The sequence below is a fragment of the Saprospiraceae bacterium genome (assembly GCA_016713025.1).
Lineage (GTDB): Bacteria > Bacteroidota > Bacteroidia > Chitinophagales > Saprospiraceae > OLB9.
Map to the genome: position 1 here is coordinate 427470 of JADJPZ010000003.1, position 24392 is coordinate 451861.

Below are 24392 nucleotides of genomic sequence, written 5' to 3' on the forward strand. Positions count from 1 at the left end.
GTCACATGCATCACGCGCTGTAAATGACACTGTATGGACTCCTGTATTGCCACATCCTGCAATAAGAGTGCCCGGCTAATTATTGGTGAGAGTAACAGTGCCACTACAAATATCCTGAGCTGTAGCTGTAGCAAGCCAGTTGCTGATTACAGCGCTATTCAGTGTGTTTCCACATTCAATAGTAATATTTTCGGGGCAAATTAAAACGGGCCTTGATGTATCTCTAATTGTGAAAGTAGCAGTTGTTGTACTATCATTTTCACAATCATCTAATGCTGTAAATCGAACTGTCACTGCTCCTGAATTTCCACATAAATCAGAAAAAGTTCCAAAATTATTTGTCCACCTTACATTTCCGCAACGATCTGTACCTACTGCACCCCCATTAGTATTCAACCAATTGAGTAATTGTGCAGTATTGCCTTGACCATCACACTCCACCAAAAGATTGGAAGCTTGTGTAGTAATTGCCGGTTTTATAGTATCTCTTACGATTACTTCAGAAAAACATGAAGCTATATTGTCAGCAGTATCTCTCGCTACAAAATAATAAAGACGCCTTTCACTATTACCGCATTGGTCCACTGTAGAAATCAAAGTGGATGTAAATTGTATATTGACAGTACAATTGTCAGAGCCGGTTACTGAGTTTCTCCAGGTCAAAATAGCTGCATCGTTGCCCGAATCATCACATTGCAAAGTGAGGTTTGATGGACATTTGATGGCAGGTGGTGTACAATCATTGACTATTACATTAAACTGACAAGTATCCCTTTGTCCGTTGGCAGCAATGACGATATATCGTATCGTAGAAGTCCCTAAATTAAATGTGGTAGACAATGGAACCGAACCTGTACCAGTACCTGAAGTTTGGCCAGTAATCAAGTATTCGATATTTGCTCCCGGACAATTCTCTATACCTGAAGGGTTGATTGCAGTTGTGCTGAGCCATACACAACTTGAATTGGCACATACGACTACATCATTGCCCGGGCATTGTATTCTTGGTGCAATGGAATCCTGAACCGTGATGCTAAATCGACATGTATCTCTTACACCACAAGCATTGATAGCTTCAAATTCTATCATAGTCGTACCCAAAGGAAATCTACTTCCAGATGCTAAACCTGTTATTCTTTGCACATTTACAGATCCGTTGCAGTCATTTGCCACTGGAGTACTATAAATTACATTGGAAGAACATAAGTCAGCGTCCACATTGACTGTTAAATTCGGTGGACAATTTACAAATGTAGGTTTGTTATTATTTAATGCGACAACAATATTAGCTGAGGCTGTGTTTGTAGCACCACATCCATCCGTAACAGTCCACATAACCGCTTGTGATCCGCCGCATAAATTTGGTATCTGACCATCATAATTATTTGTGATAGTGTAGGTTTGGCAAGCTTCTGTTACTGTATAACCATTTAGCCAAGGGATCAAAGCCGCTCCAATTTCCTGACCACATGAAATTGTCAAATCTGCCGGAGCTACAATATTTGGTCTTACATTATCATAAATTCTGAATGTGTCCCTTCCTGTAGAGATAATTCCACAACCGTCAGTAGCCGTAAACAAATATATATGTAAAATATCTGTTTGATTATTTGTTCTGCAAATTCTTTGTGTGTTTATGAGAGAGGTGACCACATTGACATTTCCCTGACACAGATCAGATGCACTTGCATTATTTAACCATGTGTCCAGAGCCTGTTGTGCTGAAGTGTTGGGATCACACAGTACCGAGTCGACTACAGTAGGTAATGTTATAATCGGAGCTGATGTGTCAATGGTAATCAAACTCGCAAATGTTGTGACAGTATTGCCACAACTATCTGTAGCAGTCAAAGTGTATAATGTGTTTGCGGTTGACCCACACGTTCTTATAGGAGTAGCCCCAGTAAAAGTATATGTCAGGCCTGGTGCACATTCATCTGCAATCATAGCTCCGCCTCTTGTATTTATCCAGTTACTTATGGTGCTGACGTTGTCCTGACCACACTGTACAATCAAATCTGAAGGTGGTCTCATGACTACAGGTTTCAAAATATCCACCATGGTAACAGTCGCCATGCCCTGAGCAGTTCTTCCACATGCATCCGTTGCTGTAAAAGTCACTACCCGTTGATTATTGGGTGCCACACATGTATTGGGAAGAGTTGTAAAATCATTGGTAACAGTTACACTTCCACACATATCCAGTGCAACATAGCTTTCCAGCCACCCACTGATGATCGAATTATTATTAGTATTGCCACATGAAAGTGTAAGATTGGAAGGTACAGTTATCGTTGGAGGAGTGGTGTCTTCTATAGTAAATGTCGCCGTGGTTTGTCTGCTATTGCCACAGTCATCTGTTACAGTAAAAGTAACCACTGCGGATCCCGTACTACTACATAGATCGCTAAGGCCATTAAAATTATGAGACCATCGGATCTCATTTCCACATCCTGCATCAGTTGCGACAGCACCCCCATGATTGGTCAACCAAGCCATCAAAGAGTCTATGTTGCCCACTCCGTTACATTGTACAGTTCTGTTTGATGCTGGTGTTACAATCACTGGTCGTATGGTGTCAGTTATTACAGCTTCCACAAAACACGATGATTGATTATTGGCAGCATCGGTCGCTGTGATTTGATACAGCCTTCTTTCTGTATTACCACATTGATCAACAGTACTAATTCTATTTACGGTTCTTGAAGGTGTTGGGGCACAATTATCAGAAATGCTTGCGGTATTCAACCAGGAAGAAATATCGGCTTCCAAAGTGGCATTGCCACATAGAAACAATGGCTGAGCCGTTGGGCAAGTAATAACCGGTGTCTGACAATCTCTTACAAGTATTGTAAATCTGCAAGTATCTCTTTGCCCATTTGGGGCAGTAATAATGTATTGAATTGTAGATATACCCAACCCAAAACTAGTATTCAACGGAACACTATCATTTCCGCTACCTGAAGTTACTCCTGAGATAGTGTAACTAATGGTTGACCCTGTACAGTTGTCCACTCCTATAGGATTTGTAGCTACAGTCGAGGCCCATGTACAAGTACCCGGATCATTACAAACGGTAATATTTTGAGGGCACCTTACACTTGGTTTCTGGCTATCTGTTACTACGATATTAAATGAGCATGTATCCATATTTCCACATCTATCCCGCGCTGTAAACCTTACCAAGGTAGAACCAAGAGGAAATACTGAACCTGATATTGGACCTGCAATCTGTGCATATGTAACAGGACCATTGCAATCCGAAGCTATTGGCCGAGAAAAAATAACATTTGCACTACAGAGATCCACGTCCACATTTACAGTCATATCTGAAGGACAATTGATCCATGTTGGTCTTGCATTATCATTAGTTACTATGATCATAGCAGACGTACTCCCTGTAGCGCCACAACCATCAGTCACAGTCCATGTTACAGTTTGCATACCTCCACATAAATTTGGAATCTGACCATTAAAATTATTTGTGACTGAATACGTCTGACAAGCTTCTGAAACGGAGTAATTGTCTAACCAATCTACTACAGCTGCTCCTATGTCTTGACCACAACCTACCGTAAGATTGGTTGGTGCAGTTATCGTAGGTGGAGTATTGTCAACAATAGTAAATGTATCTCTGGCTGTCCGGAAGTTTCCACATGAATCTGTGGCAGAAAAATTATAAACATTCAAAACATTTGTTCCATTGGTGGCAGTACACACTCTTTGTGTTGTAACCAGTGCATGACTTACCCTGATAGTCCCTTCACAAGCATCGGACGATGATGCACTGTTTAACCAATTGGCCAAGGCAGTATTAGCTGCTGTAGTCGGACTACAACTTACTGTTTTTGCGGTGGTAGGCAATGTCAATGATGGGGCAGTCCTGTCTAATAATATTACATTGCCATATGCCACTTGAATATTACCACAGGCATCTGTTGCAGTAAAACGATACTTTGTATTCGTTGTGCCTCCACATGTATTATTTACCTCTTCGATTGAATTCATTATTGTGACAGAGCCTCCGCAATTATCCATGACCACTGATTTTCCATTTTGGGTAAGCCATGTATTTATAGCAGCAGTATTTCCACTGGCACCACATTCCAAAATGATATCACAAGGTGGCGTCATAAATACAGGCTTGATACTGTCAACTACAGTATAGATAACAGTGCAAGTGTCCCTCTGAATGCCTATAGGTGTTATTCCACTGTCAGTAATGATATATCTTCTCATTATCACTCTTGGGCTGGCTGCACATCCTGTACCTGTGACTATATCAGAAGCAGTTATAGTTGGTGTACTGCAAAATCTTTCGATGGCATTGACTCCAAACTGACTGTTGAATGCTGCTACTGTTGTTGCAGGCGCTGGTACTTGACTGAGACAAGAAAAATTCCCTTGATTCGGAACAGGACAATTGACTTTAAGAAAGCAAGTTGGAAGGCTCACGTTTGCTTGGGCTGTATCTCTTACTATGGAATCAAATCGATCTTTACCTGTGGTAATAGCTTCGTTAACCAATGGATTGACTGGGTCGACATCCATAAGTTCGAGAGTTAGTCTCACCTGTATCGATTGTGTCGGCGCCAAAACTCCAGTCATACCATTAAAAATCTGATGGTTGACACCACCATTAAATGCAGTATTTAAAACAGGATTTGTTGTTGCTGTTGATGAAAAAATCGATGGCATATTTACAATTCGAATAAAACTACCACCAAACTGAGCTATAAAATTGTCTGAAAGTGTCAGCATAGTCAATGTTTCGTTGCCTGGATTTTGGAGTGTCAGGGAAAAAGTCACATCGTTATTGGCAACATTTCCACTTGATGCAGGTGCTATGCTTACAACAGACTTCTGTAGAGATATGACAGGAATGGCTACTCTGGCTACGTCCATATTATCTTCATCGCCTGCTTCTGGACTACCCGTTCCGGTACCATTACCATTTTGAGCATTATCAGAAGGTGTATCCGGCATCCCACCTGGATCATTGGCTGGATCTGAATCAAAAATTCCATCAAAATCAGTAGCTGACATTCCTGCGCTATTGGTGGCCGCAGAGATTTCAGCTATGTTTACGTATTGGTTTGATGCTGCACTTTCGATGCGTAATATTATTGGTATCGTTGTACTTGTTCCGGGAAGTAAAGGATTAACGATGGTCCTGGTGGCTACACCTGATGAGTGACTCCATGCAGGGGAATTCACTGGTCTGTAGCTGTATCCTGATGGAATATTATCTACTACTGTTATGGTATTGGCTGTTTCATTACCCTGATTTATAACAGTAATGTCAAACTGTACATCCTGTCCAAAAGTGTATGGTGGCGGAGTAACGATTGTTTTAATCAAAGCCAGATCGAAAATAGAGAATCTTGCTCCATCATGATCATCTGAATCATCTGTACCGTTTCCATCCAAACGATTATCATTTGCTGTTCCTGGTTGACCTCCAGCATCATTAGAAGGGTTTTTATCTGGTGAGCTATCCACATCATAATTACTTCTGTTATTACCCGCATTGTCTTCTGCATAGGTTATTTCCGCAAAGTTTGTCCATGCATCTGTGCTGCCTGTATGCATTAATATTCTATAATAAATATCCTTAAAAACAGACTGTCCTGGCAATATCGGTCCGGGAATAAACGCTTCTGCATTATTCTGAGGGTTTAAAAACCAATCTGGGTTTTGTGCCAATACAAACTCAAGACCCACAGGTTTATAATCTATGATGTTAATATTTGCTGCAGGAATTGTACCTTGATTAAATACTTCTATTCTGTATTGTAAAACATCACCATATTTATAAGCTGGTGAAGTTGGTGTCACTATTGTTTTTCTCAAAGCCAAATCAAATGTACAAGGACCAAAACTGCCCGGACTTACATTGTCAGAACACATTGGCGCATATCTAAAAGATGCAGTCGCACTTACCGTTGTATTCATTGTAGGTTGCCAGTCAAAAGTAAAAGAATGACTGCCATCTACTGTATTGATCGGCACTTTGAAAGTCCTGCCTAAAACATCCACCGTTATGGTGTCACTACCATTCAAAAAAGCATATGTATACACGTTATCTTCCCAATCTAAATCCACTGTAACCACTCTTTTTAAGGTAGTGGTTGTGGCGGACCAACGGTTACATTCATTTCCAGATTACACATGGCGGTCATTCCTGCATCCACATACAATGTTTCGCTATCCAATGGTAAAAAATAATTAGGCGATCTTCCTGTGGTAATATTGGCTACACTATTTACACCTTGTGTCCCTAGATTTGGAGTAGTGACCATAAACCCATTTAATGGTACAAATTCTACAAAATAATTGCCTTGCGGTAAATAATCAAATAAGTAACTACCATTTGCATCCGTCGTTGTAGATGAGACAATCGTTCCATTATTCGCATTATAAAGATTGACAGTCAGTCCAGATATAGGAACTTCTCCAGAGTCCTGAATCCCGTCTTTATCCAAATCAAACCAGACATAATCGCCAATCCTTGTATTAGCTGTGCCACAATCCGTGCCTGTAATTTCATAATTGTAACTGGCAGGACAGCCATTGGCATCCGTGTAAGTTAAGCTATAATTAGTTACACCTGGAGCTACGGAAGTAATATTTGCATATCTATTGTCAGGTCCGGGAAAGGTAAGCCCTGTCGTAGGCGTCCATACATATCCAGTGCCTGAAATTGTTGCAGCGGGTAGCGAGTATGATTGATTTTGGCAAGCTTGCAAGGAAACCATATCCATAAATGCAGGAAAAATAGTTATAGCTACGGTATCATAAACATAACAATCATCACCTGCACTCGTACGAATCGCATATTTTACTATCTGATTCATTCCGGTGGTATTGACCATCCTAAAATTGGTAGGAGTAGTGGTAGTAGATGATAATAAAGCCAGATTTGAACCGTCTATGCTAACCCATTGGACTGCATATCCTGTGGTAGCTGCAGGTCCGATTGCCAATATTGTATTACTGCAAACTTCAGGCTCAGTATCCATCGTGATGTTGATCTCAGGTGTTACCTTAAATGATGTTTCTAAATCACAAGTGCATGTAAATGCAGGATCTAATACAGCTATCACTGAACAAATAGATGGAGTACCTGCGGTGTATGTACCCATACCCATGATAGAAATCGTTTGGTTTGGTAATAGTACTGAAGCATTTGTACCTGATACGGTGGTGATAAATACATCTCCAGCGCTTAATGATCCATCACCATCTCTATCATCATAAATACGCATATTGATAGTAGATCCGGCTTGCAATGCTGCACCCATGTTGAGTATTGTAGCATTAAATACAGCCTTTACTTGATTGGCTGGCGCCGGGAGTAACGTGAGAGAACCGGTGAGGCTTTGAAACTTTAGTTTTGGTTTTACGATGGAGACTTTCTGTGTACCTTCTCCTGCTATTACTCCGACATTACATGTTTGTGTACCACACAAATCATTGATCGTAGAGTATGCTTGTACCACGATCGTATAATCAGTACATAGCTGACCAATGTCAACTGCCTCCACCTGAATGCTAAAAGAGATATTGGAGTTCAATCCTAGTCCGGGTCTAAATGGCCATGCCAAAGTCTGAACACCGCCAATATTGGATATCAAAGGTGGTGAAGATACAGCATTGCTGATAGGTGTATATGATCCAGGTACATACACGATACCCGGTGGCAATATATATTTGATAGAGTCATTTACTGATGGCGATCCACTATTGAGTACCATATTCACAACAGAAAGGCCTCTCTGATTATTACAGGCATTGAGTGTCAAATCACCAAGTGCCAGGTTCACATTAAAACTTGGAGGTTCTGAAGTTACTCTGATTCTGGCAGCTGTTTTTGATATTGCAGTAAGTGGGTCTCCACAGGCACTGTTTGCAGTTGTAAGAAATCTCGCCCTCGAACCCGATGCAAAATTGCAGGAAGTCACTGTCCTGAATCTTAAACTCACTTTATTTCTGGTCAGTTGTTTTGAACCCACCAATCCTACTGTATTTAATACATTATTGAGTGGAGACACATCCATGTCAAAACCTCCTAAAATGGGATTTGGATTTGTAACATTAGTGTATGTACCTCCATTAGTCACGGAGGGATAAGCTAACTGCATACTCCCCGGCACAAATGTTTCATTTGGTGCAAATTGTGCCTGAAAATATATATCTCTCAAATATCCTAAATTGGTACTTAGTATTTCCACTTCATAAGTGACCTCATTGCATAAATCTGTAATGATATCCACTGCAGGTGTCAAAACATTCATATTGAGTCCAGACCCTGCAGGTATAAAGTATATTTTAGATGGATCTGCACAAAGTGCCTCTTCTACAGTGGTAGGATAACTTTCGCATCCCCAACCGGCAACAAACTCCAGGCTGTCTCTCAAACAGTTATTTGTCCTGACTCTCAAGATAAGGCCTTTTCTGCCATTTGGCCCAATATTGCCCAATGGATAAATGCCAAACGGTAATGGGGTTATGACCATATTATTACTTGAATCTATCAAATCAAAGCCCACCAATCCTCCACTTGGACTTCTTAAAGTGACAAATGAATTTGGGGCATTAAAATTGGTAATGTTTCTAACATTTAGGCTGACATCTTCACTGGCAGAACAGATGCTCACATTTACAGAAGATGCTGCTGCTACAAGTTGTGCTCCACCTAGGTATTCAAATGTTTTGGTCATTGAATTTACTTGCAATGTATCTTTGCCAAACAACTCACTGTCAACCCCTAATATTTGTTCAAACATGTAAGAATACATACCTGGCAAAGACTTACATGATCCTTGAATTCTTGGATAGTAGTCAATTGTAAATCCTTCATCTGTAGGTATTCTAGGATTGCCAAGACTATTCAGATATGCTTCTGTGTTTAGTTTTAACTCATTACTGTTTATAGTAATGAATGACGATGGTATGGTGCCATTGACTAGATTTACAATATTAGTACTTCCTGGACTAATGTTTTGGGTCAAACGAATGCCCAAGCGATCAGGTCGATGAACGAATTCGTCTGGTTTTGTAAATGTAAACTCTTTGGGAATACCGATTTGTCTGATTTCATAAGGAAACTCATCTGTTCCCCTTCCACCCAGATACAATCTTTCTCTTACAAAAATTCTGGCAAATCACAAGCGCCAAAATTGGAAGCACTCATTTCTCTTTCTCTCTGAATGCCAATCTGAGACACTCTGTCTTGTCTGACATTACACTGGTTTACAGTACCCAATCCAAATCGCATATTGGACAAGTAAAATTGGGTGGGTACAGTGATTAATCGTTGTATTCCTGAAAATGGATCATTTATTTTGTAATTGATGTTAACGATGACTCTGTCATTATTATCAAAAGTATATGTATTAGGTATGGTACATCCTAAGGCATTTAATGCTGCTGGTGAAAAATCAGCAATGATTCTAGTTCCTGTAAAATCAGCGGTCAAAGGCACAGCATTGCATGTGTAGGTGGTAGATGCACTTACATCTATTATCATCACTGTAGCACTTAAAGGAATGAAATTGGCATGATCTAAATCTACAACGGCAAAACCATGTGTAAAAGTGGAAGAATTATTGGCCACAGTCCCTTCAAAGTAGGCATTGAGTGTGTCTCCTGTGATAAATCTATCTCTTTCTACCAATGCGAGATTTATAGATGCACCATCAGGGGTACGATCATTATTATTATCAGGAATACCAAAGTTGGTTCTCCGTACTCTAAAATCGTCAAATACCATACCCTGACAAATACAAGGACCAGGACCAGGGCAATGTAATCTCATGTTTAACGCTGGATTTGCCCATATACATCTCGTCCTACAATTGGTACAAGTAGTATCTATGGTAAGATCTGTCTGAGCGGTGATATCAAGATCCCAAAATTGTGAACATCCAGTCGCCGTCCTTTCTGTGCAATCACTTACAACATTAAACCGGAAGTTGTTACCTCCACTAAAGATAAACCCTAAAGGACGCAAAGCATTATTCCAACGAACAACAACCGTATCAGGTGCTCCAGCGGTTCCATCTACATAAGTTTCTGAAGGGTTAGGAAATTCTAACCCATTAGGATCCGTCCAAACTATCGAATTTGGAATATAATCTATGCCTTGAGGCAGTATATATTTAGTTTCAATGTATGCATTTGGATAACTTCCATTAAACCAATCCAACTCCATGCTTGTAGTAGTATACTGTACACTTCCTGATGTGAATAAATCCTGGGTTCCTTCTACATATCCACCGATATATGCATCAAAGTCTGCTGTCTCTACCCTGCTATCAGAAGTAAATCTAAAACCACAATTTTCAGTATAGCTATTGATCCTGACACTGCTATTATATATGTCATTGGTACTACAGCCTGTTGTACATAAACAACTGTGTAATAAAGAATATTGAATTTCAATATAACTACCTGCCGGGATATCAACATTTCGGATTGTATCTCTGACAGATCGAACACCACCTGAACAATGGGCTGGGGAATTGCTAACATCAATCATCTGATCCATCACTAACGCACCCATTTGATTCCTGATCTCTATAGACGCTACATTTATGGCATTGTTTCCTGCAGTAATAGTATACACCAGCTGGGCTAAAGGAGCAGTTCCTGTGTTGGATACCCTTACAGTAACTACAGATGGATTGTCTACAAAACATGCTGGTCTGGTAGCAGAAGTAATAGACATAGAAACATTAGGAATGGCGTCTCCAAAACTTATACCTGTAGGCCTTGTATTTGATGTCTGGCATGTTTGTCCATAACAACCAAATCTGGCACTTCTTAATAAATCCTGGGCCGGAAAAGCACAACTGTTAAATGTCCAGGTTTCTACTACTTGAATGGTATTGCCCATATAAGGTACACCAACGCCTAATGCTGCATCAAGAAGGACTCGATTTATAATATAACAGTTTTGGGTAGGTGTAGAAGAAAACAAAGGAATATTCATTCCCCCGATAGTTATCCCTGTCAATGTTGCATTAGGATGAATGTTTAAACAATAAAAGACAGAATCTATGGCACCATTACCACCATTAGCCACAGTGTTGGTGATCATGTAGGTTCCCCCTGCAAAAGGAGTTAAAGTAGCAGGAGTCGAAGCTGTAATGGATAAATCGGCCGACTGAACAGGAATAAAGCTGGTGTTGACTTGGTGAGCATTATTTTGAATACATGGTTGTGTTGTATTTTTGCAAAAAAACTAAAAGAATATGAACCTGAAGCCACTGTGCATGTTGCCCTGACGAGAATATAAAATTTTGCAGAATCCTGAGGTAAAATATTTGGAATAGAGATCGAATCATTGATACCCGTATAAATCACGCCCATACCTGACACCCCTATTTGCACAAATCCTGCGGGTAGATTTAATCTGGAAATAACGTTTTTCAGTGTGTCGTGTGGGCCTCCAGTATTTCTTATGGTCACATGGACAGTATCCACTGCACCACATCTGGATAGTAAAGATGGTGTGCGTGTATCTATCCGCATACTGTTGGTTGGGATCAATACATTGACCTCATTGCTGGTTGTAAGCGTAGTTCCACAGGTCATGCTATTACATCCAAAATTGGATAATCTAGAGATGGTATTGATAGTAGGTAAATCACAACCAATGACCCGCCACTTTTCTGTGATCATTACATTTGCACCGCTACCCAATGTTGGCAAATTGAAGCAAGTAAATCCGACTGGTGATGATGAGGATGGTGTCAGTGGCGTGCCAGACACTTCTACACCGATCAGCTGTATGTTTGGAGCACCTTGTACACAATGCCTTGCACTATCTGTCGCTCCAGGGCCTGCATTATTGATGGTCATAGTATACATTAGGGTATCTCCCCTATTTACATTTGTGGTACCGGACGGAGCACCAGATATTGACAAACTTGCACTATTTACGGCCACGCTCGGCGAAGTGGATGTTACCAATACATCTGTTCCTGGACAAACGGGATTGTGCAAAATAGAAATACTATCCTTTGTAGTTCCAGTCACAGAACAATCAATCTTCTTTGTATAACAAATGACGACTGCTTGGCCATCATTCAGGCTAAAAGGTGATAATGCCTGCGTGACAGAATTATATGTAATAGTAGCTGGAATAATAGTCACACCCGAAATAATGGTACCAGAAGGAAAAAAAAGCGAAGCTCTGATATTCTGCACATCAAAACCACTGCCTGAAACATTTCGAATGGTATCACAAAACATAACAGGAGTATTACATCTACTTATGGATGTAGGACCTGAATAGGTCATCTGCAATTGTGGTGAAGAAGGCCGCAATACGGTAACCAGATTTGTCACCGGAGCAACTGAACCTCCTCCATGATCAAAACTTGTTGAGATTGTATATGGTCCTCCTGAAAGATGGATAGCATTCGTACGAATCGATAACACAAATTCAACAGAATCCATGTCATTAAGTATCCCATCAAGCTTAAATGTGTCACGGACTCCTGATATGTAATTGATATTAGGAGATGTTGAAGATCCCGTTTTGCCAACAAATGTACTGAAGACCAAAGTACCCAAGTCGACAACAAAGCGTCCATCTGATATTGATGAACCGGTATTGTTGACTAATTTGACAGTGAGCCTGGCTGTGTCTCTGCATACTTTTAGAGACGATATATCTAGTCTGGTAGTCAATGTCTGACCAAAACTAATGGATAACTGAATGAAAAAGACAAAACAAATCAGAGCTATCTTGTATAAAACAAGATACTTCTTCAAAGCAGTAAATTGGGGTTGCTTGAATAAAACTGTGTTTGTCATGAATAGAATTTTTATTAAATAAAATTCTACTTCATTCTCTTTACCCTTAAAACAGGTATTTCAACTATTTACGCTAATAGTTTCAGGTTGGAAATGCAAAGATATATATTTACACATTAAATATATAATAATATATGTTTTTTTTGAAAAATATATATTATTGCTGAAAGATAAACTCCAAAAATCACTTCTCTAAAAAATCCAGGTCTCTGTCGTGTGTTTCCGGAATGGAGTATACAGAAATAAATCCTAGAGTAAATGTCAAAACACCAACTATGGCTCCGGCAATAATCACACCCATGGATGGTTTGGCCGCCATGTAGATGGAGGTCATGATGACCACTGTTCCTCGCACCATATTAGGGATAGTCGTAGCTGCGGTAGCCCGAAGGTTGGTGCCAAACTGTTCTGCACCGATAGTAACGAACATAGCCCAGTAACCGATTCCAAATCCCATCCATAAACAAAGCATATACAGTGATGTAGCTGACTTGATTCCGGCAAAAAGATAAATGATACATCCTGCTAAAGTAAACAGCATCATATACCCCACTGCTTTTCTTCTTGATTTTAACGCATGGCTAAAAAATCCGCTGATAAGGTCCCCGGTAGCAAGACCTACATAACACCACATGATGGCCAATCCTGGTTTAATAATCTCTTCTATCCCTAATGCTTTTCCAAACTCATTGCTGAAAGTGGCCAGAATACCTATGACAAACCACGTAGGCAATCCAATGGCTATACATTTAAGGTATAGAAGCAGTCTTTTTTCGTTGGAAAAAAATGCAAAAAAGTTTCCTTTAGTAACATGCCCTTCCTGTCTGATATTTTTAAACAATCCGGATTCAAATACGCCTATTCGCATCAGTAAGAGGAGCAAACCCATACCACCACCTATAAAGTATGCATTTCTCCAGTCAAACAGATCAGCTGTAAAGTAAGCTACTACAGCACCAAAAAGTCCGACACCGGCAACCAATGAAGTTCCGATAGCTCTCAGCCTTTTAGGCAAGATTTCAGAAACGAGTGTGATCCCGGCACCCAATTCTCCGGCCAGGCCTATGCCTGCAATGAAGCGTAATATTTTATATTGTTCAGGTGTCTGGACCAAGCCACAGGCAATATTGGCAAGAGAATACGTAAGTATAGAGCCGAACAGAACGGACAGCCGGCCTTTTTTATCACCCATGACACCCCAAAGAATACCACCCAACAGCAGCCCTGTCATCTGCCAGTTCAGGATACTTGCACCCTGAATGGACAATTGTTCTTCATTCAGACCCATAGATGTAAGGCTGGGAATGCGTACTATACCAAATAACAACAGATCATAAATGTCTACAAAGTAGCCCAAGGCGGCCACAATAACAGGAATACTTAAAAGGTGCTGAAGGTTTGTTTTTTTTGTCATGTGTTGATGGCTTTGTAATGATCCAACAAATGTAATGGATTTTTTTTCTTATTGGAGTGATCAATACCAAAAAATACCATAACCAGCACAAAATGTGTTGGGTCAAGTAAGCTTACGCATGAATTGGCGTCGGCTTTGAGCGAAGGTGGGTACCCTTTTTATCTTCATGCACAGCTTTGATCTCAGCGATAACAGATAGAGCAATTTCTTCTGATGTTTCTGCCCCAAGATCTATACCTACCGGACTGTAAAGGGCATGTATCTGGCTATCAGTGAGGGGACAGCCTTCATCAATGAATTCCCGGAGCATTCTTTCCAGTTTTTTTCTAGGACCTAACATCCCTATATATTTTGGGTTGATGTTGCATAATTCTTTTATCAGTGCTTTATCGTAGTTGTAATTATGAGTCATTAAAACAAAGTAGGTGTAATCATCTGCTATGATTTGTTTTAATATTTGATCTGGTTTGGCAACCATCACTTGACAAGCTGAAGGAAAACGCTCTTTTTTAGCATAATTGGATCTTCCATCTATCACCAAAGCATCCCAACCCATGATGGATGCCATGTCTGTTACGGGCTGTACATCATTCCCGGCACCAGCTATGATCAACTGGATAGCAGGCGGTACAAATTCCAGGAATATGGTTTTCTTTTGATCATTTCCCTCCACATCCAACCAAATACTCCTCTTATTTTCCAAAACTTTATGGCAATTCTTTTTTATAATTTGCAACAGATGATCTGATATATCATGAGTAAATATTTTTCCTGACTCATCTATACTCAATTTGGTTCCTGAAGTAGTTTGAGATTTTTCGCTGTTGGAAAATAAAGTAACCACGACTGTTGCTAATCTTGTCTGGCTGATATTTTGTAAAATTTGTATTGGATTTGCAGGATCAGAATGGTTGATAGGTTCTATCAGAATTTTGATGATTCCATTACATCCCAGCCCAACACCGATGATGGCGTCATCTTCATCCATAGTGTCGTAGGTGACCAATGAAGGTTGCTGACTATTGATGACAAGCAGCGCTTTTTTCATGGCATCACCTTCCAGGCATCCGCCACTTATGGCTCCTGAGAGCATTCCGTCTTCTGAGATCAGCATCCTTGCGCCGGGTCTGCGGTAGGCAGATCCTTCCACACTGATGACAGTGGCTAATGCACATTTTTTTTCTTGAGATTGCCACTTGCCAAAATTTACCACAATGTCCCTGATCTCTTTCACTTGATGGCCATTAAGGTTATTTTCTTATCCTATTATTTTTTGCTCTCCAGCAAATGGTTGGTTGTAATATCTTTTACCTGTCGCTTTGTACAATGCATTTGCCAGTGCTCCTACGACAGGTGGATTCAGTGGTTCTCCAAGTCCTGTCGGGTCTATTTGATTTTCAACAAAATGTACATCGATGCTCTCGGGAGCTTCATTCATTCTGATCAGGTGATAACTGTTGAAATTGGATTGCTCTGCAATTCCATCTTTGATGGTGATAGCACTATACATGCTGTGACCTATTCCGTCGATGATACCACCTTCACAAAGGTTGGTAGCTGCAAGTGGATTGACTACTATACCGCAATCTACGGCAGCGGTGACTTTTTTGATCACGGGTTTTTTGTCTTTCATTTCTATATCCAGCACCTGGGCTACATAAGAATTATGGCAGAAATAGGCTGCAATACCTCTATGAATGCCCGGGTTTTTTTTGCCCCATTCGGATTTTTCCTTCACCATTTTGAGTACACCAGCATATCTGTCTGCATCATAATCATTATCTTTACCTACAGGATTTATCTTTGCCCTTTCCAATAACTCCAACCTAAGATCAATAGGATCCTTTCCCATAGTCTCGGCAAGTTCGTCTATAAATGACTGTTCGGCTCCGGCTATAAAGTTGGATCCGGGAGCTCTGAAAGCACCGGTACTGACATTGGATGGAATTATAAATTCTTCTGCGAGATAATTATCCACTGATCCGGCGGGAAATCGATTGGCAGAAAGTGGGCTATCCTGCATACCTCCGCATTTGACATGAAAAGCGGTCAGCTTTTTATTTTCGTCCAGTGCAGCCCGATACATAGCATAATAGGCCGGTCTGTATATTCCGCACGTCATATCATCTTCTCTTGTATATATCAACTTGACAGGTGCTTTTAATTTTTGGGATATTACTGCCGCTTCTATCAAAAAATGACCATACAATCTCCTTCCAAAGCCTCCTCCCATGCGGGTCAGCTGAATATCAATCTTTTCAAGTGGCATACCCAATCTCGCAGATACTGATTTTTCCATCACTTCAGGGGTTTGGATAGGTCCTACTAACGCTGCTTTTTCATCAGTGACATGTGCAAAAAAGTTCATGGGCTCCAGGGTATTGTGTGCCAGGTATGGGGCTGTGTAGCTGCGTTCGAGGATAGTGGCTGCTTTCTTAAATGCGCCTTCAGGATTACCATCTTTTCTGACTGTATTTTTTGATGTGGTTACAAAAGATTGCATTATTTCTGATTGCTTTTCAGAACTTTCCATACCAGCAGGAGTGACCACATCTTCAGTATTTCCCCACATGGATTTGGTTTCTTTACTTGTTTTTATTGGTTCCCATTCCGTTTTGATTTTCTTTTTTGCATTCATCACTTCCCAGGTAGTATTTCCTACGATTACCACCAGATCATTAAAAGTAATGGTGTCCAATCCACCTTTAGTAAAATCATCATTATACACTTTGATCTTAAATATATCTTTAATACCGGGCATTGACTTTACTTCTGTGTCATCATATGATTTTAATTGAAGTCCAAAAGCGGGTGGATGAACGATCATAGCTATCATCATACCCTCTTTGTAGTAATCCAAACCAAACAATGGCTGACCGGTGACTATCTTTTTTGCATCGACATTTTTTCTGGGTGTACCTATGATTTTAAAGTCTTTGATATCTTTCAGTTTTACTTCTTTTGGTACAGGAATGGTTGCTGCTGCTGATGCCATCTCGCCGTAGCCTGCTGATTTTCCACTGGTTTTATGATGTAAAACACCAGCTTCTGTGGTGATTTGTGATATCGGGACATTCCATGCTTTTGCTGCAGCTTCTTTGAGCATATGCCTGGCTGTAGCACCTGCCATTCTCAGAGGTTCCCAGCTCTGACGTATAGCCTGACTACCACCGGCAATCTGCCGTTTAAATATACTGACATCCAATGGAGCCTGTTCGACGATGACATTTTTCCAGTCTATATCCAATTCTTCAGCCACAATCATCGGCATAGAAGTTTTAACATTTTGGCCAATTTCAGGATTTGGTGACATGATGGTTGTCACACCGTTATTCCCGATTTTAAGATATCCGTTGATTTTAAACCATTCATCCGGCATTTTCAGTAATTCTTCGGTGGATGATTTGCACGATGCCAACCAACTAAATCCCAGCATCATACCTCCACCTGCCATCACTGAACTTTTCATAAAAGTCCTTCTTCCAACGGTTGTTTTGAAAAGTGTCATATCTTGTTTATATTTAAATTTGAAGGATTTTGGCATAATGTTTACATATTTTTGGCTGCTGATTTGATGGCAGCTTTTATTCTGGTATAAGTCCCGCATCGACACAGATGACCACTTAGGGCAGAGTCTATGTCTTTATCATCGGGATTGGGGTTATCTTTCAGAAAAGCGGCAGCAGTCATGATCTGGCCAGCCTGACAGTAGCCACATTGAGGTACATCGTGCTCCAGCCAGGCCTGCTGCACAGGGTGGCTGGCATCAGCTGAAAGACCTTCGATAGTTGTAATGTCTTTATCTCCAACAACACTTATGGGTAAAATACATGACCTTGTAGCTTCACCATCGAGATGCACAGTACAGGCCCCGCACAAGGCTATTCCACAACCATATTTTGTGCCTGTAAGTCTAAGGTGATCGCGAAGTACCCAAAGCAAGGGAGTAGTAGGGTCGATATCTAAGTTATGTGTCTGACCGTTGATTTTCAATGTATATGCAGCCATAATGGTAAAATTTTCGGATTGTCAAAAATAATGTACAAATATAAACATTTTTTTTGATTTTTGAAATATTTAATATTTAAGAGTGTGTATAAAAAACCGCACAAATTCAAATTTTCTTCCTCGCTACCCTCATTCCCAAGCATAGCTTGGCAGGCTCTGAAGTGCCTGTCAAACAACGCTTGAGACGACCCGCTCAATTCAACCACGATTTTATCGTTTATTAAAAAGAACACTGAAAAAGTGCAATTCCATCTAACTCACCAAACACATTGTTTATTAATTATGGAAAAACCCAGCTATCGTAATATATTTTTTTTGCATATAGGCTTGTTTCTTACGAAGGACAAAATAGCAATCAGTTTCTTTAGCGAAGGCATTAACTTCTATTTTGTAATACACACTATTTAGGATAAATCAAATTTTTATCCGTTTTACAGAGTTAGGATATCCTGAAAAAAGCATCACCACTCATTTTTTAATCATCATATTCAGACCATCCCTGAATGGAATTATAAAATTTTCTACTCTGACATCCTGTCTTACCATATCATTAAAATCGTGCAAAGCTCTGGTCTTTTTATCCATTTCCTGATCGAGTACCTTTCCGCTCCACAACACGTTGTCAGCTATAATAAGTGCCCCTGAATTACATTTGGGTAACACCATATCATAATACTGTCTATAGGATTCTTTATCTGCATCTATAAACACCATGTCAAAACTATGGTCGAGCGCCTGAATTATTTGTCGGGCGTCGCCAGTGATGATATCTATTTTTTGTTCATATAGCGAGCCTTTGATCAATGATCGGGCCAGATCAGCATTTTCAGAATCATATTCTACGGAAATTATTTTACCATTTTCAACCAATCCCTTTGACAGACAGACAGCTGAATAACCAGTAAAAGTGCCAATTTCGAGAATTGTTTTTGGTTGTTTCAGAATGCTCAAAAGTGTGAGCAAATGACCCTGCAGATGGCCTGAAAGCATGCGAGGCGATAACGTTTTGAGATGCGTCTCCCTTTCTATTTTCAGAAGCAAATCATCAGAAGGTTTGGATTGATTTTCAGCATAACTGTATAGTTGTTCAAGAATATCCTGCATAGTCAATGATTTTTAAGATTGAATTTTTTATTTAAAAGAGGATACAAAATCACCGTCAAAACGATAATGGTTGCACCAATATAAAACATAAGGTTTAGCTCTTTATGTTCTTTCAAAATGAAGGCAGCAAGTAAAATACCATACACTGGCTCAAGATTTACTACGAGATTTAAAGCAAATGCACTTAAATGTTTTAATGCCTGTAATGTAAGTACCTGAGCTAAAGTTGTACAAAGTAAAGCAAGCAAAATCAGATATAACCAGTCAGAAAGTGTCGGTGGCATCAATTCCCCTGTCGAAAAGCCTGCAAAATGGATAACTACCAGCAAAATAGTGATCATCATCCATGCACCTGATAATTCAATAAATGAAATGGTATAAGGGTCAGCTTCCTTGATATAAGCCTTGTTTAATGTGGAAAAAACAGCCGCCAGAAAAGCAGAAGCAAGACCTACCCAAACACCTGCCATATATTGAACATCAATGTTATTGACCACCAGAAGCATGCCCGGAATGACAAGGAAACCCATAAAAAGATTCAATTTATTGAATTTTGTTCTTGCCCAAAATGGCTCTATGACAGATGTAAAAAGCGAAGTGGTACTCATACATATAAGGCAGACTGATGCATTTGAGAGTTTTACAGAACCATAAAAACAGATCCAATGCAGGCCTATGATGATGCCAATGATGATATAAATCTTTATCTGTTTTGCGCTCAGATTTTTTAAAGTTTTTCCAAACCTTATGAGAAAAAACAAACTTATAGAAGTGATGAGTACACGCCACCATACTATAGATATCGCCGGCAAATGTATGAGGTCACCCAAGATGGCTGTAAAACCAAACAAAATTACGGCGATATGTATTTTTAAATAAGCTGATCTCGGGGAGGCATCATTCATCCATTAATATCCATTGTGGATGCACAAATGTAATGAAAACTCACTACACATTTAGTATTATCCATCTTTAGAAAAAGTACACATAGATTATCTGGAAATTTCAGTGCTCTGTCAAGTTTAAGTTCTAAAATGAAGATGTGAGATATTTTTATATAAATCAAGAAGATCGAAAAGAAATTATAGCAAACGATTTTAGTTGTGACCTATAGTCACCGTGCCAAAGCTAAGACAAATCCTATGGTTTGCTTTTTAACGCTGATATTGAAAATAAGGTCAAATTTTGGTGGTATTAATTTTGTCCATGTAGCACTGGTAATCATAAAAGGAAAACATAGCTGTGTCAATCAGATCTAGTAACCAGTAATACTTCCACCCGGTTCAGCAATGATTGCCCCATTTGAGTTAATACTTAATGTATGACCGGAAAAACCTAGAGAACCAAAAACCCTCACAATACCATTCCTTCTGACACATGCTCCGTATATAGTATTTGAAAATCCCGAGTGTGGAAATAAAATTTCACCATTGGGTGCCCGGACTATAATTTCTGCATTTAATGATGAGGCCATGTCTCCGTTTTCAGCAAACAATATACAATGTTGCATGTTAATAGAATTTGCCATGTCTACTCTCGCTTCTATGACCATTTTGCCTTTGTTGTTATACAGTGGATGTCCTCCAATGGCGTTTAATAAAAAAGGATTGTAGATAGGATCATGCTTGATTGTAAGACTGTCAATATTATTGGGGATCACATTTTTTATTCCATCATATGTCATATCATTTATTAGACCTCCATACATTCTAAAAATATATTCATTGTGAATTCCTGTTGCTAAATTTGCTATTGTTATTGATTTGGGCCAACCTCCTGGATTCATGCTAAAAATGCCGCCATGCCTATTATGTATTCCTATTGCAGTAGAATTTGACATACCAGTGTGTTCAATGTCAATTTGTGCATTTCCAATAATAACTCCTGAATTAGCTATACCAAAAGGTGCTGTGGGGCCAGGTCTGACATTTAGGCGTTGATTGATGTTCAATGATGCATTATTACTTGTCTCCAAAGAGTGACACCATGCTTCTACATCAATGTTTATTGAAGTGACACTTGAAGGCGCAATGATTACTATGTCATTAACGGTAGGTACTCCTGCTGGGCTCCAAAATGCCCCATTGCTCCAAACATGTGGTGGACTGCCACCAATCCAGTTTTTGGTGGTTTGTGAAAAAGAAGACTCCAGTCCAAAAATAAATAAAGATGTGATGATCAATAATATATTCTTCATATTAAAGTGGGTATTAGATGAATTCAATAAAATTAGAATTTTCAATACAAAGCTAAATCTTATAATTACAATGTAAACAACTATTATTTCAACGTAGTCATTTTTTTAGTGAATGGTTATAATTAGAATATAAGCAGTAGGTTGCATCATTTCATCATGCATCGCCTAGGACTTGTTTTAATTTTAAAAATACATATTTAAATTGAAAAAATCAGAATAAAATGAATTGAAAATTTGTAACTACTCAGGTACAAAGTTAAGCATTAGCTAATACTTGGAGAACGTTTAGATTTCTTTTTATAGCAGTATCAATAACTGATCTTAGGACTGCATAATATGAAGCACCTTGGTCTGACCTAAACTGACCGCTAACCTTGAGTTTTACCTTTACGTTTCTGATGGCTTGTTCGCTAAAGTTGTTGTCTGGTGGTACTTCCATTACTTTTAGAAAAGTAAGTAGATATTGTTGGTGTTTGTTTAGTCTTTTTTGTAAAGTATGTAGTTTTTTATCTTTGGAATGTATCTCTTTATTCAGTATGTGGTTTAGTGTTTTTTCAATTTGGTTGATTTGTGTTTCATAGTTGGCTTCAGCATTTGTAAGCATTATTTTTTTTTAGAGCCAAGGCTTTCCATATTAATTTAGTCAACTCGTAAGCCCATTTATTTCTCTTTTCAATAAAGTATTGTAATTCTCTAAGTATATGGCTTAGGCATATCTGACGTCCTTTTGCCCCTATGATGAAGTGTGCCTTCCAGCAATCATGGACCAATATAGTATTAACAAATCCTTCGCCAAAGTACTTCTCAATAGTTTCAAAGCCTCTATTTGATGAAACTACTATAAAGGTGACTAATCTTGTTTGCCATGCCCACAACCATCGCAACTTACCGTTTACCTTGCCTCCTGTTTCATCTGTTCCCACACAGCTACTTTGTTGTACCTCTTTTTGTATTTCTTCATACTGTGGCATACATCTTTGTGCCAAAGACTTTATTTTATTGACAATTGTTCCTTCGCTGATGTTTAGATTGAATACGTCTGCAAACATCTCTCGTATTCTGGATACGCTCACATACTGTCTGGCTGAAAAGTATCCACATAATGTCTCAATGTTTCGACCATAACTTATCGGACTCTTTACATGGTCAGGAAAAGAACTGACACAACAAGCTCCACAACTACAACGTCTTTCGTACACCCTATGCTCATATGTTTGTATGGCAATGGGCGGTATGTCTAAGACTTGTCGCCTTTCTTTCAATGTTGGAACATCGATATAAATTGTTCCGCATACTGGACACGTCTGGTCAATGTGATCAATTACCTCGGGTTCAGAGTGAAATTCTAATGTAGTTCCTTCGTGACCAGTTTGGCCTCCTGTTTTCTTGCCACTTTTTTGTCTGAGACTTTTTGTTGTTCTTTGTATATCCGTTGAGGGAGGAAGTGAACTGTTTGAGCTATTCTTTTTATGACTCAATTCTATTATCCTTGCCTTTAATTTTTCGTTATCTTCTTTGGTAAGACGTAATTCTTCTTTGGTAAGACGTAATTCTTCTTTTACCTCGACCAATTCTTGGCGAAGCTGCTCAACTAAAACTAATATGTAAGATAAATTTTCGATATTTTCTTGATTTTAAATCAAGTTCTATATCAATACTTTAAGGTTGGTCGTACAAAGTTATAACTCTTTTTGTATTTTTACAACTTTATTTTTATGCTTTTATACCTGAGTAGTTACGAAAATTTAAATTAATTCTCAATTTTCAAAAATTGACATTGTAGGGTTTGTTAAATTGACGTATGTTTGTGGGCAATTACTAAATAAACCAACCATGCCTGATGTCAAACTTTTTTCCGGGACCAATTCCCGGTATCTTGCCGATAGAATTTCTGGCTACTACGGATATCCTCTGGGGGATATTTCTGTCAAAACATTTTCTGACGGAGAGATGCAGGTAGTCATCAATGAATCCGTAAGAGGGACATACACTTTTTTTATTGCATCAACCTTTGGATCAGCTGATAACATCATGGAATTACTCCTTATGATAGATTCAGCCAAAAGGGCATCTGCAGGATATATAACTGCAGTAATTCCATATTTTGGTTATGCTCGTCAGGATAGAAAAGATAAGCCCAGAGTACCTATCTCTGCTAAGTTGGTTGCCAATATCTTACAGGCTTCAGGTGTGAATCGTATCATGACTATGGATTTGCACGCTGAGCAGATTCAGGGATTTTTTGACATTCCGGTTGATCACCTGAAAAGCGAAGCCATTTTTATGCCATATCTGGCAAAACAAGACCTGAGCAATGTGACTTTTGCATCGCCTGATGTAGGAGGTGTAAAAAGGGCAAGAAGTTATGCTAAATACTTCGAAAGAGACCTTGTCATCTGTGATAAAGAAAGAAGGGTAGCCAATGAAGTAGCAGGTATTACAGTCATCGGTGATGTCCAGGGTAAAGATGTCATTCTGGTAGATGATATCATCGATACTGCAGGTACCTTGTGTAAAGCTGCGGATGCATTGATTGAAAAGGGAGCAAAAAGTGTAAAGGCCATGCTGACGCATCCGGTTTTGTCAGGTAATGCATATGAAAACATACAAAACTCCAAAATTACAGCGATAATCGTAACTGATAGTATTCCGCTCAAACAAAAATCAGATAAAATTCAGGTACTCTCATGTGCCAAATTATTTGCAAGAGCGATAAGGAATACACATGAATATAAATCTATAGCCGCATTGTTTGTTGAAAAAAATGGATTATAAAAGGTGATTCATAGATGATTTATATTCTTTGAAAAAAAATTATCTAAAATGGGCACAAATAAACGC

Annotated in this window: 14 protein-coding genes; 1 reads left to right on the forward strand and 13 read right to left on the reverse strand. The window is 39.2% G+C overall.

Features of this window, described 5'->3' with window-relative positions; genetic code table 11:
- Positions 1–75: 75 nt before the first annotated feature.
- From IPK35_04760 to IPK35_04820, 13 genes are all read right to left on the reverse strand, one after another.
- Complete coding sequence (locus IPK35_04760; protein ID MBK8052597.1) at positions 76–6105, reverse strand: HYR domain-containing protein; 6030 nt, start codon at positions 6103–6105, stop codon at positions 76–78.
- Positions 6106–6119: 14 nt separating this feature from the next.
- Positions 6120–9140 (reverse strand): carboxypeptidase regulatory-like domain-containing protein, encoded by a 3021-nt coding sequence (locus tag IPK35_04765; protein MBK8052598.1) that lies wholly within the window; start codon positions 9138–9140, stop codon positions 6120–6122.
- A gap of 8 nt (positions 9141–9148) precedes the next feature.
- The gene (locus tag IPK35_04770; GenBank protein ID MBK8052599.1) at positions 9149–11104 is read right to left on the reverse strand and encodes a hypothetical protein; all 1956 of its coding nucleotides are present in this window, start codon (positions 11102–11104) and stop codon (positions 9149–9151) included.
- Between the two features lie 23 nt (positions 11105–11127).
- Entirely contained in the window at positions 11128–12828 is a 1701-nt protein-coding gene (locus IPK35_04775) for a hypothetical protein (GenBank protein ID MBK8052600.1), read from the reverse strand.
- Positions 12829–13012: 184 nt separating this feature from the next.
- Positions 13013–14242 (reverse strand): MFS transporter, encoded by a 1230-nt coding sequence (locus IPK35_04780; protein MBK8052601.1) that lies wholly within the window; start codon positions 14240–14242, stop codon positions 13013–13015.
- A 112-nt stretch (positions 14243–14354) separates the two neighbouring features.
- Positions 14355–15476, reverse strand: coding sequence for an XdhC family protein (locus IPK35_04785; protein ID MBK8052602.1), 1122 nt, complete (start codon positions 15474–15476; stop codon positions 14355–14357).
- Positions 15477–15500: 24 nt separating this feature from the next.
- The gene (locus IPK35_04790; GenBank protein MBK8052603.1) at positions 15501–17750 is read right to left on the reverse strand and encodes a xanthine dehydrogenase family protein molybdopterin-binding subunit; all 2250 of its coding nucleotides are present in this window, start codon (positions 17748–17750) and stop codon (positions 15501–15503) included.
- A gap of 41 nt (positions 17751–17791) precedes the next feature.
- Entirely contained in the window at positions 17792–18250 is a 459-nt protein-coding gene (locus IPK35_04795) for a (2Fe-2S)-binding protein (GenBank protein MBK8052604.1), read from the reverse strand.
- Between the two features lie 468 nt (positions 18251–18718).
- Positions 18719–19354, reverse strand: coding sequence for an O-methyltransferase (locus IPK35_04800; protein MBK8052605.1), 636 nt, complete (start codon positions 19352–19354; stop codon positions 18719–18721).
- 2 nt (positions 19355–19356) lie between these two features.
- Entirely contained in the window at positions 19357–20259 is a 903-nt protein-coding gene (locus IPK35_04805; protein ID MBK8052606.1) for a DMT family transporter, read from the reverse strand.
- A 350-nt stretch (positions 20260–20609) separates the two neighbouring features.
- Positions 20610–21551, reverse strand: a complete 942-nt coding sequence (locus IPK35_04810) for a hypothetical protein (GenBank protein ID MBK8052607.1) — start codon at positions 21549–21551, stop codon at positions 20610–20612.
- A 256-nt stretch (positions 21552–21807) separates the two neighbouring features.
- Entirely contained in the window at positions 21808–22155 is a 348-nt protein-coding gene (locus tag IPK35_04815) for a transposase (GenBank protein ID MBK8052608.1), read from the reverse strand.
- On the reverse strand, positions 22139–23122 hold the full coding sequence (locus IPK35_04820) for a transposase (GenBank protein ID MBK8052609.1): 984 nt from the start codon (positions 23120–23122) through the stop codon (positions 22139–22141). The genes IPK35_04815 and IPK35_04820 overlap by 17 nt, the downstream gene beginning before the upstream one ends.
- A 262-nt stretch (positions 23123–23384) precedes the next feature.
- On the opposite strand from IPK35_04820, the gene IPK35_04825 reads away from it, so the two are divergent.
- Positions 23385–24326, forward strand: a complete 942-nt coding sequence (locus IPK35_04825; protein MBK8052610.1) for a ribose-phosphate pyrophosphokinase — start codon at positions 23385–23387, stop codon at positions 24324–24326.
- Positions 24327–24392: the final 66 nt, after the last annotated feature.

Bases quoted from the DNA above. Each gene is read 5' to 3' on its own strand.
- IPK35_04770 (MBK8052599.1), bottom strand. From the start codon at position 11,104: ATGATCACCAACACTGTGGCTAATGGTGGTAATGGTGCCATAGATTCT.
- IPK35_04775 (MBK8052600.1), bottom strand. From the start codon at position 12,828: ATGACAAACACAGTTTTATTCAAGCAACCCCAATTTACTGCTTTGAAG.
- IPK35_04780 (MBK8052601.1), bottom strand. From the start codon at position 14,242: ATGACAAAAAAAACAAACCTTCAGCACCTTTTAAGTATTCCTGTTATT.
- IPK35_04790 (MBK8052603.1), bottom strand. From the start codon at position 17,750: ATGACACTTTTCAAAACAACCGTTGGAAGAAGGACTTTTATGAAAAGT.
- IPK35_04795 (MBK8052604.1), bottom strand. From the start codon at position 18,250: ATGGCTGCATATACATTGAAAATCAACGGTCAGACACATAACTTAGAT.
- IPK35_04800 (MBK8052605.1), bottom strand. From the start codon at position 19,354: ATGCAGGATATTCTTGAACAACTATACAGTTATGCTGAAAATCAATCC.
- IPK35_04805 (MBK8052606.1), bottom strand. From the start codon at position 20,259: ATGAATGATGCCTCCCCGAGATCAGCTTATTTAAAAATACATATCGCC.
- IPK35_04810 (MBK8052607.1), bottom strand. From the start codon at position 21,551: ATGAAGAATATATTATTGATCATCACATCTTTATTTATTTTTGGACTG.
- IPK35_04815 (MBK8052608.1), bottom strand. From the start codon at position 22,155: ATGCTTACAAATGCTGAAGCCAACTATGAAACACAAATCAACCAAATT.
- IPK35_04825 (MBK8052610.1), top strand. From the start codon at position 23,385: ATGCCTGATGTCAAACTTTTTTCCGGGACCAATTCCCGGTATCTTGCC.